Annotated in this window: 12 protein-coding genes and 4 tRNA genes; 8 read left to right on the plus strand and 8 right to left on the minus strand. The window is 70.5% G+C overall.

Annotation, left to right across the window (positions count from 1 at the left end):
- Positions 1 to 72: 72 nt before the first annotated feature.
- Positions 73 to 921 carry a lysyl oxidase family protein gene (locus ACULK4_RS10335; protein ID WP_445964343.1) on the plus strand — a complete coding sequence of 283 codons (849 nt, stop codon included), beginning with the start codon at positions 73 to 75 and terminating at the stop codon, positions 919 to 921.
- Positions 922 to 994: 73 nt separating this feature from the next.
- On the opposite strand, the gene ACULK4_RS10340 is transcribed toward ACULK4_RS10335, so the two are convergent.
- The 4 genes from ACULK4_RS10340 to ACULK4_RS10355 all read right to left on the minus strand — a co-directional run bounded on the left by ACULK4_RS10340 (position 995) and on the right by ACULK4_RS10355 (position 2610).
- Positions 995 to 2047 carry a metallophosphoesterase gene (locus ACULK4_RS10340; RefSeq protein WP_445964344.1) on the minus strand — a complete coding sequence of 351 codons (1053 nt, stop codon included), beginning with the start codon at positions 2045 to 2047 and terminating at the stop codon, positions 995 to 997.
- A 256-nt stretch (positions 2048 to 2303) separates the two neighbouring features.
- Positions 2304 to 2378, minus strand: a tRNA-Val gene (locus tag ACULK4_RS10345).
- 31 nt (positions 2379 to 2409) lie between these two features.
- Positions 2410 to 2480: transfer RNA gene (locus tag ACULK4_RS10350), tRNA-Cys, on the minus strand.
- A 57-nt stretch (positions 2481 to 2537) separates the two neighbouring features.
- Positions 2538 to 2610: transfer RNA gene (locus tag ACULK4_RS10355), tRNA-Gly, on the minus strand.
- Positions 2611 to 2892: 282 nt separating this feature from the next.
- On the opposite strand from ACULK4_RS10355, the gene ACULK4_RS10360 reads away from it, so the two are divergent.
- Positions 2893 to 2965 (plus strand) — tRNA-Val (locus ACULK4_RS10360).
- A gap of 66 nt (positions 2966 to 3031) precedes the next feature.
- Here ACULK4_RS10360 and ACULK4_RS10365 read toward each other — a convergent pair.
- The 3 genes from ACULK4_RS10365 to zapE all read right to left on the minus strand — a co-directional run bounded on the left by ACULK4_RS10365 (position 3032) and on the right by zapE (position 6095).
- A complete protein-coding gene (locus tag ACULK4_RS10365; protein WP_445964345.1) occupies positions 3032 to 3577 on the minus strand; it encodes a type II toxin-antitoxin system PemK/MazF family toxin in 546 nt (181 codons plus the stop codon).
- 42 nt (positions 3578 to 3619) lie between these two features.
- Positions 3620 to 4840 (minus strand): ammonium transporter, encoded by a 1221-nt coding sequence (locus tag ACULK4_RS10370; RefSeq protein ID WP_445964346.1) that lies wholly within the window; start codon positions 4838 to 4840, stop codon positions 3620 to 3622.
- A gap of 199 nt (positions 4841 to 5039) precedes the next feature.
- Positions 5040 to 6095: a cell division protein ZapE gene (gene zapE, locus ACULK4_RS10375; protein WP_445964347.1), complete on the minus strand. Its 1056-nt coding sequence runs from the start codon at positions 6093 to 6095 to the stop codon at positions 5040 to 5042.
- A gap of 142 nt (positions 6096 to 6237) precedes the next feature.
- On the opposite strand from zapE, the gene ACULK4_RS10380 reads away from it, so the two are divergent.
- Entirely contained in the window at positions 6238 to 7137 is a 900-nt protein-coding gene (locus tag ACULK4_RS10380; RefSeq protein WP_445964348.1) for a sulfurtransferase, read from the plus strand.
- A 35-nt stretch (positions 7138 to 7172) separates the two neighbouring features.
- The gene (locus tag ACULK4_RS10385; protein WP_445964349.1) at positions 7173 to 7613 is read left to right on the plus strand and encodes a SufE family protein; all 441 of its coding nucleotides are present in this window, start codon (positions 7173 to 7175) and stop codon (positions 7611 to 7613) included.
- A gap of 39 nt (positions 7614 to 7652) precedes the next feature.
- Here the strand turns inward: ACULK4_RS10385 and ACULK4_RS10390 are convergent, their stop codons facing one another.
- Positions 7653 to 8855 (minus strand): alpha/beta hydrolase family protein, encoded by a 1203-nt coding sequence (locus ACULK4_RS10390; RefSeq protein ID WP_445964350.1) that lies wholly within the window; start codon positions 8853 to 8855, stop codon positions 7653 to 7655.
- A 72-nt stretch (positions 8856 to 8927) separates the two neighbouring features.
- Between ACULK4_RS10390 and ACULK4_RS10395 the strand changes: the two genes are divergently transcribed.
- From ACULK4_RS10395 to ACULK4_RS10410, 4 genes are all read left to right on the plus strand, one after another.
- Positions 8928 to 9515: a DUF3000 domain-containing protein gene (locus ACULK4_RS10395; RefSeq protein WP_445964351.1), complete on the plus strand. Its 588-nt coding sequence runs from the start codon at positions 8928 to 8930 to the stop codon at positions 9513 to 9515.
- Complete coding sequence (locus tag ACULK4_RS10400; RefSeq protein WP_445964352.1) at positions 9508 to 10704, plus strand: ribonuclease D; 1197 nt, start codon at positions 9508 to 9510, stop codon at positions 10702 to 10704. The genes ACULK4_RS10395 and ACULK4_RS10400 overlap by 8 nt, the downstream gene beginning before the upstream one ends.
- 77 nt (positions 10705 to 10781) lie before the next feature.
- The gene (locus ACULK4_RS10405; RefSeq protein WP_445964353.1) at positions 10782 to 11987 is read left to right on the plus strand and encodes a thiolase family protein; all 1206 of its coding nucleotides are present in this window, start codon (positions 10782 to 10784) and stop codon (positions 11985 to 11987) included.
- Positions 11988 to 11992: 5 nt separating this feature from the next.
- On the plus strand, positions 11993 to 14137 hold the full coding sequence (locus ACULK4_RS10410) for a 3-hydroxyacyl-CoA dehydrogenase NAD-binding domain-containing protein (protein WP_445964354.1): 2145 nt from the start codon (positions 11993 to 11995) through the stop codon (positions 14135 to 14137).
- The last annotated feature ends 25 nt before the right edge of the window (positions 14138 to 14162 follow it).

Raw genomic sequence — 14162 nt, forward strand, 5'->3', positions numbered from 1 at the left:
TTGTGGCCCCCTCCACCGAGTGCCACGCTCAGCCCAGAGGCATCACGAGTCATCCTCAGGATTGGACGCGAAATGCTACGCACGGCACTCATCCCTGCCGCTCTCGCCGCAATGCTCTTCGCATCGGCCGGGGGCACCGTTGCTCAGGCGCACACCTCGGACGCACCCGGACTGCCGCCCGGCGCCCTGCTCCCCGACGTGATCGAGGAGGTCCCGCACCACCTCCAGATCCAGAACACCCAGCAGCGGGAGTCCCTGCGCTTCTCCACCACCCACATCAACATCGGCGACGGGAACCTGCAGATCCGCGGCGGTGGACAGGTCGAGCCCTGTGAGATCGACGGCGTGGACTACGACGAGTGCACGATCGCCACCCAGGAGATCCTCGACGCCGAGGGGAACGTCGTCGCGACGCACGACGCCGGCTCCGCGGTCTTCCACCCCGAGCACAACCACTGGCACCAGTCCGCGGTCGCCACCTTCGACATCCGCAGTGCAGCCGAAGGCGACGACCCGGGCGACCCGGAGCACATGACCCGCGTGTGGGTCGAGGGCGTGAAGATCACGTTCTGCTTCGTCGACGTGGAGTTCATCGGCGAGACCGGCTCGGAGAAGAAGGACAAGCCCCGCACCTACTGGGAGTGCAACGGCGAACTGCAGGGACTCGCGTCGTGGTGGGCGGACTCCTACCACCAGTCGACCCCGCTGCAGGAGCTCGACGTGACGCACCTCCCCGACGGCGAGTACTACCTGACCCACCTCGCCGATCCCGACGACCACTGGATCGAGTCCGACGAGACGAACAACTTCACGTGGGTGAAGTTCCGCCTCACCCGCGAGAGCGCGAACGCCAAGGTCGAGGTGCTCGACCAGTCGGCGTGCGTGCCGGAGATCATCTGCGGATTCGGCGGCAATCCCTGAGCTCCCGAACGCCGGACCCCTCGGATCACGCACGCCGCGCCGACCGTCGGTTGACGCGGCGTGCGCGCGGCTCTCACTGCGCCGGCTGCGTGGGCGGCGGGCTCGAGGTGATGCGGAACCCGTCGGTGAACGACCCCACCGCGGGGACGAATGTCGCGACGAGCCTCCGGGCATCGATTCGGACCACGAGGTTCCCCCACGACGGATTCGCATTCGCGCCCGCCAATGCGGCGAAGTAGGCGGCGTCCGGATCATCGGCGTTCGCATCCCGCAGGTCGGTTCCGCCCGTGCCGATCGTGATGAACACGGTGCCCGCACCCTTCCCGAGGTCGTCATCGCGGTCGGCGATGCATGCGGCGTCGATGCCGCCCGGCACCGTCGACGCACAACCGGCGCTCAGCGACAGCTGGACGGAGCGCTGGTAGAGGTGCTCGTGGCCGCTGAGCACCAGGTCGACGCGCTGGGAGACGAGCAGGTCGACCAGATCCGCTCCGGGATCGCAGCCGTAGTTCCCGACCGAGAGGCAGGGCTTGTGCATGCCCACGACCACCCATGGGATGCCTTCGGTGCGGGCGCCTTCGATCGCCTCGAGCGTCCAGAGATAGCCGTCCGACCCAGCACCGTAACTTCGAATCCCGTCGGGGAACTCGATGGCGGGCGAGATCATCACGAAGCGGACCAGCGGGGCGTCGACAGGCATGTCGAGGTAGTACTCGCGTGCATACGTTCCGACCAGGCCGGGCGCGCGGTTGGGCAGGCAGGCCGCGAACTCGTCGATGGAACCGTCGTCCCCCTTCGACTCGTGGTTGCCGGCCACCAGCTCGTACGGGAATCCCTCGCCGACGCGGCGCTCGACGAACTCGCACCACGCGCCCTCGTCACCGGGGTCACCGTAGGAGAGATCGCCGAGCGCGAAGTGGACATCCGAGCCCAGTCGGGGGATCTGCTCGGTCGTCGCAGCGGAGCGCGGCGTCGAGCCGATGTCCCCCGAGGCCGTGAAGGCGAGCGACGCGGTCGCCTCGGACCGAGTCGGTTCCGCTCCCGGCGGCTCCGCTCTGCCGACGAGGATCACGGCGCCGACGATCGCCACGGCCGCGATGCCCGCCGCCGTCGCACCTCGTCGCATCGGAGCCGCCCCGTCGCCTCAGGGTCCGGTGCAGCCCGCGGGAGGCCGGACCCCCGGCAGCCGCCTCGCAGGTGCGGGTACCGCTCCCCGCCGCGCCGGCGGTATGGCCGTCCCACGCCTGCAGGATAGCTCCCGCGGCCGGAAACGGCACGGGTCCGCGTCGCAGGACGCGGGCGACGAGAAAGAGGGTCGCCCCGGGCCCTCGCCGTGTCGGCGCACGAACGACGAAGACCCCCGGCGAAGCCGAGGGCCTTGATGGTGGGCGATACTGGGATCGAACCAGTGACCTCTTCCGTGTCAGGGAAGCGCGCTACCGCTGCGCCAATCGCCCGGGTCTGAGTGAGCCGCGAGGGCCCTGCTCGAGGTGGATACGGGATTCGAACCCGTGTATACGGCTTTGCAGGCCGCTGCCTCGCCTCTCGGCCAATCCACCGTTGCTTGGGTTCACCACCAAAGAACAAGAACCGGCTTTCGCCGGTTTCCTGATCAGAGCGGATGACGAGACTCGAACTCGCGACCCTCACCTTGGCAAGGTGATGCGCTACCAACTGCGCCACATCCGCGTTGCTCGCATTTCTGCGTGCAGGAAGACAATAACCGAAGACGTGAACGAATGACAAACCGAGGGGCGCCCGCAATGGAGACCGGCCGGTCACGAGGCGAATCGGCGAGCCCTTCCCGGGCGTGTCGCGGCCGCTCGTCGTGCAGGGACGTCGGCGGGCGCTCCCGGACGCCGTCGCCGGACCCCTCCGCGGCGCGCCCGGCCGCGGCCGATGTGCGCTCGCCCGCGCTGGTGGGCTAGTATCGAGTCCGCGGCACCGGCAGGTCCGGGCCGCATCCCTGATGGGCGATTGGCGCAGCTGGTAGCGCGCTTCCTTCACACGGAAGAGGTCGTCGGTTCGAGCCCGGCATCGCCCACCGAGAGACCCCCGGTTCGCCGGGGGTCTTCGTGCGTCCAGCGCGGGTCGCCTCGAGCCGACCGCTTCAGCCCCAGCCGTACCTGGCTCGGAGCGCTTCGGTGACGCGCTCATGGCGTTCCGCGTCGAGGGCGGCCGCCTCGCGCCGCATCCCGTCCGCGTGCACGCGGAAGATCCGGTCAAGGCGAGCCCAGCTCGGCCGCCCCTCGCCGTCCCACGCGCCCGCGCCCAGCGCGATGAGGTCGCGATCGCCCTCGCGCTCCTTGCTGGTGAGCTGCACCGCGAGGAACTCCCCCGGAGCTCCGGCCGCGACGATCACGACCGGGCGGTCCTTGCCGCGTCCGTCGTTCTCCTCATACGGCACCCAGGTCCACACGACCTCGCCCGGATCGGGTTCGCCGTCGCGCTCGGGCGTGTACGAGAAGCGCACGCGGCGCACGCGTGCGGGGTCGAGTTCCACGGTGGCATGCGGGCCGGAGCGACCGGGCCACTCGTCGCGTCCGTCCGAGCGGGGCGCGGGCGCGGCATCCGTCGGCGGCCTCACGCGCGCGGGCGCGACGATCGAGCGGATGGCACGCCGAAGGGCGGTGAGGAAGCTGCGGGTGTCGGGCACCCCCGCAGACTATCCTCACCGCCCTCGCGGTGATCGTCGGGATCAGACGGTCTCGAGCTTGTAGCCCTCCTCGCCGTGGACGATGGTGTCGATGCCGGCCAGCTCGTCCTCGTTCTTCACGCGGAAGCCGATGGTCTTCTCGATCGCGAAGCCGAGGACGAAGGCGACGACGAACGAGTAGATCAGGACGCCGAAGGCGGCGATCGACTGCACGGCGAGCTGACCGAGGTCGCCACCCGTGAACAGGCCGGTGTCGATCGCGAAGAAGCCGAGGTAGAGCGTTCCGATGAGGCCGCCGACGAGGTGGATGCCGACGACGTCGAGCGAGTCGTCGAAGCCGAGCTTGAACTTCAGCTCGATGGCCAGGGCGCAGACGGCGCCGGCGACGAGGCCGAGCAGCAGGGCCCAGCCGGGCTCGAGGTTGGCGCACGCCGGGGTGATCGCGACGAGGCCGGCGACGGCGCCCGAGGCGGCGCCGACAGACGTGGGCTTGCCGTCCTTGAACTTCTCGACGAGCAGCCAGCCGAGGATGGCCGCGGCCGTCGCGCCGAGCGTGTTCAGCACGATGAGGCCGGTGTTGGCGAGCTCGTTGAGGAACTCCGCGCCGGCGTTGAACCCGAACCAGCCGAACCACAGCACCGAGGCGCCGAGGAGCGTCAGCGGCACGTTGTGGGGCTTGTCCATGCCCTTCTGGAACCCGACGCGCTTGCCGAGCACGAGCGCCAGGGCGAGCGCCGCCGCACCGGCGTTGATGTGCACCGCGGTACCGCCCGCGTAGTCGATGACGCCCGGCAGGCCGAGCTCCTCGCCGAGGTTGAGGATCCAGCCGCCGCCCCAGACCCAGGCCGCGACCGGGAAGTAGACGAGCGTGGCCCACACGCCGGCGAAGATCATCCAGGCGCCGAACTTGGCGCGGTCGGCGATCGCACCCGAGATGAGCGCGACCGTGATGATGGCGAACGTGGCGCCGAACGCGACGCCGATGAGGTCGACGTTCGCGGTCTCACCCGTCGCGAGCGAGCTCAGCGCGAAGTCCGAGAACGGGTTGCCCGCGAAGGCCCACACGCTGTCGACCGCGCTCATGTTGAAGCCGTACAGCACCCAGAGGACGCTGATGAGACCGAGTGCGCCGAAGCTCATCATCATCATGCTGACGACGCTCTTGGCCTTGACCAGGCCGCCGTAGAAGAATGCGACGCCCGGCGTCATGAACAGCACGAGCGCGGTGGCGGTGATCGCCCACGCAATGCTTCCCGTATCCATAGGTTTTCCTCACCTCGTGATCTGCAGGGGACGTACCGCGAGGGGGATGAGACTGGGGCTCGGTCTCGAGGTACGGGGATCAGACTGGTGTGGGAACGTTTCGTCGACGGGGCATGGTTCGTTTCGCAACGGTTACGAAAACGGCGTGCGTGTAACGAGCGTGTTTCCGGATGCCGCGACGATGCCCGGAATCGGCCGCTCAGTCGTGCGGCGGGAGCTCGCCCGTCGTGAGCGCGATCATGCGCGACATCGAGCGCTGGTACTTCTTGCGGAACCCGCCGTCGAGCATGCCGCCGCCGAAGACCGAGTCGAGCGGCACGCCGCTCGCGACGACGGGCACTTCGGCGTCGTAGACGCGGTCGATGAACGCCACGAGACGGAGTGCGGCGTTCTGGTCGTCGAGCTCGTGCACGCCCGTGAGCGCGATGACCTCGAGCCCGTCGATGAGCTTGATGTACTTCGACGGGTGCACCGTCGCCAGGTGCGCGACGAGTGCGTCGAACGAGTCGAGCGAGACGCGGTGGCCGCGGCCCGCGAGGGCGGATGCCGCGTGCTCGACGGCGGCGTCGTCGGGCATCGCCTCGGCATGCCCCTCGGTGTCGCGGCGGCGGTAGTCGAGGCCGTCGATGCGCAGCGTCTCGAAGTTCGCGGAGAGCGCGTGGATCTCGCGGAGGAAGTCGGCCGCCGCGAAGCGGCCCTCGCCGAGGGCGTTGGGCGGCGTGTTGCTCGTCGCGGCGACGCGCGTGCCGCCGGCCATGAGCTCGCCGAGGAACCGCGTCATGAGCATCGTGTCGCCCGGGTCGTCGAGCTCGAACTCGTCGATGCAGAGGAGGCGGGTCCCGCGCAGCAGCTCGACCGCCGGCGCGTACCCGAGCGCGCCGACGAGGGCGGTGTACTCGATGAAGGTGCCGAAGTACTTCGGCCCCGGCGCGACATGCCAGAGCGCTGCGAGCAGGTGGGTCTTGCCCACGCCGAACCCGCCGTCGAGGTACACGCCGGGCAGCTCGTTCTTCGGCTTGCGATTGCGCGAGAAGAACCCGCCCGGATTGCGCTGGCCGCGCCATCCGTTCGCGAACTCGTGGAGCTTGTCGAGGGCCGCCTGCTGGGACGGGAAGTCGTGGTCGGGACGGTACGACTCGAACGAGGCGTGCTCGAACTGGGGCGGCGGCACGAGCTCGGAGGCGATCTCGGCCCCCGTGATCGACGGGTTGCGGTCGACGAGACGCTCGACGACGGATGCCGCTGCGGTGGTCATAGGCGTGGGGCTCCCCTGTTGCACCTCGTGACGAGTGCGGTGACTCCGTCGGGCGCTCCGCGTAGATTCGTGGTGGACAGGTGACCAGCCTAGTCCGCTCCCCCATCCGCCTCGCCCGACCGGGCGACCCCAGGAGGTTCCCATGTCCGTCGAGTTCGACCCCGCAGCGAAGCTGGCCGAGTACGCCCATCCCGAGCGCCTCGTCACGACCGAGTGGCTCGCCGAACGGCTCGGGCAGCCGGGCCTCGTCGTCGTCGAATCCGATGAGGACGTCCTGCTCTACGAGACCGGCCACATCCCGGGTGCCGTCAAGGTCGACTGGCACACCGAGCTCAACGACCCGGTCGTGCGCGACTACGTCTCGAGCGAGCGATTCGCCGAGCTGCTCGGATCGAAGGGCATCGCGCGCGACGACACGGTGGTGATCTACGGCGACAAGAACAACTGGTGGGCCGCGTACGCCCTCTGGGTGTTCACGCTCTTCGGCCACGCCGACGTGCGCCTGCTCGACGGCGGCCGCGACAAGTGGATCGCCGAGGGCCGCCCGCTCACGACCGACGCGCCCGACCGCCCCGAGGTCGAGTACCCCGTCGTGGAACGCGACGACTCCGCCGTGCGCGCCTTCAAGGAGGACGTGCTCGCGCACCTCGGCAAGCCGCTCATCGACGTCCGGTCCCCCGAGGAGTACTCCGGCGAGCGCACCACGATGCCCGCCTACCCCGAGGAGGGGGCGCTGCGCGCAGGTCACATCCCGACCGCGGCATCCGTGCCCTGGGCCCGGGCCGCGGCGGAGGACGGCACGTTCCGGTCGCGAGCCGAGCTCGACGCCATCTACCGTGACGAGGTCGGCCTGAGCGACGGCGACGAGGTCATCGCGTACTGCCGGATCGGCGAGCGTTCGAGCCACACCTGGTTCGTGCTCACGCACCTGCTCGGGTTCGAGCGCGTGCGCAACTACGACGGCTCCTGGACCGAATGGGGCAGCGCGGTGCGCGTGCCGATCGTCACGGGCCCCGAGCGCGGCGAGGCGCCCGGCCGCTGAGCCTTCCTGCACCTGCGGATGCGAGAATGTCGGCGATGGATGCCACGACCCTGCCCGCCGCGCTCGCGGAGACGCGCGAGGACTTCCTCGCCCTCGGCGTGAAGGACCGCCTGACCCTGCTGCTCGACTTCTCGAACGAGCTGCCCGAGCTGCCCGAGCGGTATCGAGACCACCCCGACCTGCTCGAGCGCGTCGAGGAGTGCCAGTCGCCGGTCTACATCTTCGTCGAGGTCGATGACGCAGGACTCGTGCACATGCACGCGACCGCGCCGGCGGAGGCGCCGACCACGCGCGGCTTCGCGTCGATCCTCGCGCAGGGACTCGACGGGCTCACCCCGGAGCAGGTGCTCGCGATCCCTGCGGACTACCCGCAGTCGTTGGGGCTCGGCGAGGCGGTGTCGCCGCTGCGCGTCCGGGGTATGTCGGGCATGCTGGGCCGTGCGAAGCGCCAGCTGCAGGAGCGCCTCGCGGGCTGAGCGCGGCTCGACCGTCGGATCGGTCGTCGCGCGGTGCGATCAGCGCGCAGCGAGCCAGTCGCGGACGAGGCCGGTCCAACGGTCGGGGTCGTGGTTCCACAGCTTGGTGTGCCGCGCATCGTCGAACACCTCGAACTGCACGAGGTCGGCGCGCACCGCCGCCAGCCGGCGCGATCCCTCGATCGGGACGAAGCCGTCGTCCTCGCTGTGCATGAGGAGCACGGGCACGTCGAGCTCGTCGGCGCGGGCGACGGCGTCGAGCGCCTCGAGTTCGATCGGGGCCGCGAGCCCGGTGAGCGTCCCGCCGACGGGCGCGCTGAGCACGCGCGCGACCGCCCCGCCGAGCTCTGCGGGCCAGCCGAGGGCGCGAGCCTGGAAGCGCAGGATGTCGGCCCAGTCGACGGCGGGCGACTCGAGGATGATGCCGACCAGGTGTTCGCGCACCTCGGCCGACCGGAACACCGTCTGCAGCGAGATGGATCCGCCCATCGACCATCCCATGAGCACGATGCGCCGCGCTCCGCGGGCGACCGCGAACCGGACGGCCGCGACGAGGTCCTCCCACTCGGTTCCGCCGAGCCCGTATCGGCGGTCCTCGCTCTCCGGCGCCTCGCCGTCGTTGCGATACGAGATGAGCAACGTCGACCAGCCGGCCTCCCGGGCGGGCTCGACCGCGCGCAGACCCTCGTGTCGCTTGGCGCTGCGCCCGTGGACCTGGATGACCCAGTCGGTCGAGACGGCCCCCGTGGCATCCGTCGCAGGGACGAACCACGCCGGCGCCGGGCCGAGCGGGGTGTCGATCACGACGTTCTCGTAGCGCTCGGCGACCTCCCACGGGCCGAGGTGGTACCACCCGCTGATGCGCCCTCGCGCGGCACGGTCGAGCCGGCCGAAGTCGACCGACTCGATGCGGCGGCGCACATGGTGCCCGTCGTCGTCGATCACGTCGCCCATGCGCGCATAGCCGGAATCGTGCTCGAACCAGAGTCCGTAGCGTCCGCGCATGCGGGCGTCGTCGGATGCCGCGAGCTGCACCTCGCGCGCGGCGAGGTCGACGCGCTCCAGGCGCTGGTCGTCCTCGCGCTGCAGTTCGGGCCGCACCACACGGCGGGCGAACACGACCGCGGTGGCCGTCGCGGCGGCGACGAACGCCACTCCGACGAGCGCGACGCCGCCGAGCACGGCCGTGACCGGGCCGATCGCTCGATCCACCCGTGACATCACGCCCCCGATCAGCTGCACCGTTCGCCTCGTCGCGGGGCGGTCGCGGCGTGCCGCCGACGTGCCCCGTGTTCGAGACTCTAGTCTGCACACGTGTCCGACTCGGCGTTGCCACCCCCGGAGTTCGCCGCGGCGCTGGAGTCGCTGCGGGCTGCGGCACCGCGCCCCGAACTGCGCGTGTCGGAGATCGCCGCGCCCTCGTCGCTCGCGCCGTGGGCGGTCGCGCTCGCGGCCGACGTCTCACCGGGGGCGCACGGCGAGGACTCGGACCTCGGCACCGGACGCTTCGTGCTCCTCTACGACCCGTCCGAGCCCGAGTCGTGGGGCGGCCGGTTCCGCGTGGTGTGCTTCACGCAGGCGCCGCTCGAGACCGACATCGGCATCGACCCGTTCCTGGCGGATGTCGCCTGGTCGTGGCTCGTCGACGCGCTCGACGCTCGCGGCGCTCGCTACGTCGCTGCTTCGGGCACGGTCACGAAGATCCTCAGCACGGGGTACGGGGAACTGGCTCGGCAGGGCGACGGCGCGCAGGTCGAACTCCGCGCCTCCTGGACGCCGCTCGACGAGCACGCGGCGCCGCATGTGGAAGGGTGGAGTGAGTTGTTGTGCATGCTGGCGGGGTTGCCTCCCCGGACCGAGGGGGTGACGGCCCTTCCCCGACGGAGGAGGAACCGTGGCTGACGAGTTCCGCGTGATCGAGTCCCGCGAGGCGTACGACGAGGCCGTCGAGCGCATCGCAGGCGGCGTGGGGCCCGTTGCCGTGGACGCGGAGCGGGCGAGCGGCTTCCGCTACTCGCAGCGCGCCTACCTCATCCAGCTGTTCCGCCGCGATGCGGGGACGTTCCTGTTCGATCCCACCACGATCGGCGCGTTCGACGAGCTGCAGGCGGTGATCCGCGACGAGGAGTGGGTGCTCCACGCCGCCAGCCAGGACCTGGCCTGCCTCCGCGAGGTCGGGCTCGACCCGTCCGGCATCTTCGACACCGAACTCGCGGCGAGGCTGCTCGGGATGCCGCGCGTCGGGCTCGCCACGGTGGTCGAGGAGCTGCTCGGCATCCGCCTCGCGAAGGAGCACTCGGCATCGGACTGGTCGACGCGACCGCTGCCGCAGTCGTGGCTGCGATACGCGGCGCTCGACGTCGAGCTGCTCGTCGACGTCCGCGACCGGCTCGCGGAGCGCCTCGTCGACGCCGGAAAGGAGGAGATCGCACGTCAGGAGTTCGACGCGACGGTGCAGCGCGAGGCGAAGCCGCCCGCGGCCGAGCCGTGGCGCCGGCTGAGCGGCATCCACTCGCTGCGCTCGCCGCGGAACCTGGCCGTGGCGAGATCGCTGTGGCATGCACGCGACGCACTCGCGTCCGAGACCGACACCGCGCCCGGCCGGCTGGTGCCGGACGCGTCGATCCTCGCAGTGGCGAAGACCCTGCCGGAGTCCAAGCGCGCGCTCGCCGAGCTCAAGGCCTTCAACGGCCGGGCCAGCCGCACCGAGATCGACCGCTGGTGGGCTGCGATCGAGGAGGCGCGCACGGCCGAGCCGCCTGCCTCGCGGGTGCCGAGCGACGCGCCTCCGCCCCCGCGCTCCTGGGCGGCGCGGAACCCCGAGGCCGACGCGCGGCTGCGCCTCGCGAAGGCCGCGGTGACGGATGTCGCCGAGCAGTTCGGCATGCCCGTCGAGAACCTGCTCACGCCGGACCACCTGCGGCGGCTCGCGTGGCATCCGCCCGCAGATCCGACGCCCGAGGCGGTCTCGGAGGCATTGGCCGAGCTCGGCGCGCGCCCCTGGCAGATTGCCGCTACCGCACAGATAATCGCGGCTGCGTTTGTGAAGGCCGCACAATCGCTCGAGGATGCTGCGCACGACGCTTCGTAGGAACCGCCAACCGATTCCCGCCGTACGGGGGCCCTTCCTAGGATCGGGATGATCCTCATTCGAAAGGGAGCTGCAGCGTGGCTGAACGAGCTGATGTCGTGTTCGTCGACGGGGTACGGACCCCGTTCGGACGGGCCGGCGAAAAGGGCATGTACTGGAACACGAGAGCCGACGACCTGGCGGTGAAGACGATCACGGGCCTGCTCGAGCGCAACCCGAGCCTTCCGGGGGATCGCGTCGACGACGTGGCCATCGCCGCGACCTCGCAGACCGGCGACCAGGGCCTCACCCTCGGACGCACCGCCGCGATCCTCGCGGGCCTGCCCATGACCGTGCCGGGCTTCGCCATCGACCGCATGTGCGCGGGCGCCATGACCGCCGTGACGACCACCGGCGCGGGCATCGGCTTCGGGCAGTACGACGTCGTCATCGCGGGCGGCGTCGAGCACATGGGCCGGCACCCGATGGGCCTCGATGCCGATCCGAACCCCCGGTTCGTCGCCGAGAAGCTCGTCGCGGCAGACGCGCTCAACATGGGCAACACCGCCGAGCGGCTGCACGACCGGTTCCCGGAGCTCACCAAGGAGCGCAGCGACCGGTTCGGCATGCTCAGCCAGCAGAAGGTGCAGGCCGCGTACGACGCCGGGCACATCCAGCCCGACCTGGTGCCGGTGGCGCTCCGCACCGACGAGGGCTGGGGTCTCGCCGCCGAGGACGAGGGCCGCCGCCCCGAGACCACGATGGAGGGCCTCGCGACCCTGAAGACCCCGTTCCGCCCGCACGGTCGCGTGACGGCGGGCAACGCGTCGCCGCTCACCGACGGCGCGACCGCCGCCATCCTCGCGAGCGCGGACGCCGCGAAGGAGCTCGGCCTGTCGGTCAAGATGCGCATGGTCAGCTTCGGGTTCGCCGGTGTCGAGCCCGAGGTCATGGGCATCGGCCCGATCCCCTCGACCGAGAAGGCGCTGAAGCGCGCCGGCCTCACGATCGACGACATCGGCCTCTTCGAGCTCAACGAGGCGTTCGCCGTGCAGGTGCTGAGCTTCCTCGACCACTTCGGCATCGACGACGAGGACCCCCGCGTCAACAAGTGGGGCGGCGCCATCGCGATCGGCCACCCGCTGGCCGCCTCGGGCGTCCGTCTCATGATCCAGCTCGCCCGCCAGTTCGAGCAGCACCCCGAGGTGCGGTACGGGCTCACGGCGATGTGCGTGGGTCTCGGCCAGGGCGGCAGCGTCATCTGGGAGAACCCGCACCACAAGCGCTACGGAAAGGGCCGCTGAGCGACATGACCGACTACTCGAAGATCGACTTCTCCGAGCTGGCGGCCGCCTTCGCCGACGACGAGGTGGTGACGCACTCGTACGTCCGTGACGTCCGCCTGCCGTCGGGCAGGGTGCTCGCCCTCATCACGCTCGACAACGGGCGCGACCACACGCGTCCGTCGACGCTCGGTCCGGTGACGCTGCTCGAGCTGAACGATCGCCTCGACGAGCTGAGGGCACGGGCGTCCGCCGGCTCGATCCAGGCCGTCGCGATCACCGGCAAGCCGTACTTCCTCGCCGCGGGCGCCGACCTCTCGAAGGTCGGCGAGATCCCCAGCCGCGACATCGCCCTCAAGATGGGCCAGCTCGGGCACATGGTGTTCGGCAAGCTCGGCGAGCTCGGCGTGCCGTCGTTCACGTTCATCAACGGGCTCGCCCTGGGTGGCGGCCTCGAGGTCGCGCTGAACAGCGACTACCGCACTGTGGACGCCTCGGCGCCGGCGATCGCCCTGCCCGAGGTGTTCCTCGGCATCGTGCCCGCCTGGGGCGGCGCCTACCTGCTGCCGAACCTCATCGGCATCGAGAATGCGCTGCGCGTGATCGTCGAGAACCCCCTCAAGAACAACCGCATGCTCAAGGCGAAGGACGCGCTCGAGCTCGGCATCGCCGACGCCATGTTCTCCCCGGTGAACTTCCTCGAGGATTCGCTCAAGTGGGCCGACGGAGTGTTGGGCGGCGACATCACCGTCAAGCGCCCGAATGCGCCGGGCAAGCTCGAGAAGCTCGCCAAGTGGGATGTCGCGGTCGGCATCGCGCGCAAGAGCATCGAGGGCAGGATCGGAACGACCGCGAAATCTCCGTTCGTCGCGCTCGACCTGATCAAGGCGGCCAAGAGCGGCACGAAGGCGGAGGGGTTCGCCCGCGAGGACGAAGCACTCGCCGACCTCGTCTCGGGCGACCAGTTCGTCGCGTCGATCTACGCGTTCAACCTCGTGCAGAAGCGCGCCAAGAAGCCCGCCGGTGCACCCGATCCGAAGCTGGCCCGCAAGGTCTCCAAGGTCGGCATCATCGGGGCCGGCCTGATGGCCAGCCAGTTCGCGCTGCTGTTCGTCCGCCGCCTGCAGGTGCCGGTCGTGATCACCGACCTCGACCAGGCGCGCGTCGACAAGGGCCTCGCGTACATCCGCGATGAGATCGGGACGCTGCAGTCGAAGGGCCGCATCGACGCCGACGAGGCGAACCGCCTCCGCGCGCTCGTCACGGGCACGACCGACAAGGCCGACTTCGCCGACTGCGACTGGGTCATCGAGGCCGTCTTCGAGGACCTCGCGGTCAAGCAGCAGGTCTTCGCCGAGGTCGAGCCGCACCTCTCCGAGACGGCGATCCTCGCGACGAACACCTCGTCGCTCTCGGTCGAGCAGATCGGTGCCAAGCTGGCGCACCCCGAGCGCGTCGTCGGCTTCCACTTCTTCAACCCGGTCGCGGTCATGCCGCTCCTCGAGATCGTGAAGGCCCCGGCCACCGACGACGAGACGCTCGCCACCGCCTTCGCCGTCGCTGCGAAGCTGAAGAAGAGCGCCGTGCTCACGGCCGACGCCCCGGGGTTCGTCGTGAACCGGCTGCTCGCCAAGGTCATGGGCGAGGCCGCGCGCGCCGTCGACGAGGGCACCCCGGTCCCGGTCGTCGAGCGGGCGCTCGCCCCGATCGGCCTGCCGATGGGTCCGTTCGAGCTCATCGACCTCGTGGGTTGGGCGGTCGCCGCCCATGTCCAGGACACCATGGTCCGCGAGTTCCCCGAGCGCTTCTACTCGTCCGAGAACCTGCACGCGCTCGCGAAGCTCGACGGCCCGGTCGTCGAGAAGGACAAGCACGGCAAGGTCACCGACCTCACCAAGGAGGCGAAGAAGGCGATCACCGTGGGCAGGACCCCGGTCGACGAGGCCACCATCCTCCGCCGCGTCGAGGACGAGCTCGCCCGCGAGATCAGGCTCATGCTCGACGAGGGGGTCGTCGCGGCGGCCGAGGACATCGACCTGTGCCTCATCCTCGGCGCAGGCTGGCCCTTCCAGGCCGGCGGGGCGACGCCGTACCTCGACCGGGTCGGCGCGTCCGAGCGCGCGTTCGGTGACACGTTCCACCACCCGCCCATCCGCGGCGTCGGCGCCTGACGCGCCACTCGCACCGCACGAGCGG

This window comes from Agromyces selenitireducens (assembly GCF_052748465.2).

Bases quoted from the DNA above. Each gene is read 5' to 3' on its own strand.
- ACULK4_RS10335 (WP_445964343.1), top strand. From the start codon at position 73: ATGCTACGCACGGCACTCATCCCTGCCGCTCTCGCCGCAATGCTCTTC.
- ACULK4_RS10340 (WP_445964344.1), bottom strand. From the start codon at position 2,047: ATGCGACGAGGTGCGACGGCGGCGGGCATCGCGGCCGTGGCGATCGTC.
- ACULK4_RS10370 (WP_445964346.1), bottom strand. From the start codon at position 4,840: ATGGATACGGGAAGCATTGCGTGGGCGATCACCGCCACCGCGCTCGTG.
- zapE (WP_445964347.1), bottom strand. From the start codon at position 6,095: ATGACCACCGCAGCGGCATCCGTCGTCGAGCGTCTCGTCGACCGCAAC.
- ACULK4_RS10380 (WP_445964348.1), top strand. From the start codon at position 6,238: ATGTCCGTCGAGTTCGACCCCGCAGCGAAGCTGGCCGAGTACGCCCAT.
- ACULK4_RS10385 (WP_445964349.1), top strand. From the start codon at position 7,173: ATGGATGCCACGACCCTGCCCGCCGCGCTCGCGGAGACGCGCGAGGAC.
- ACULK4_RS10410 (WP_445964354.1), top strand. From the start codon at position 11,993: ATGACCGACTACTCGAAGATCGACTTCTCCGAGCTGGCGGCCGCCTTC.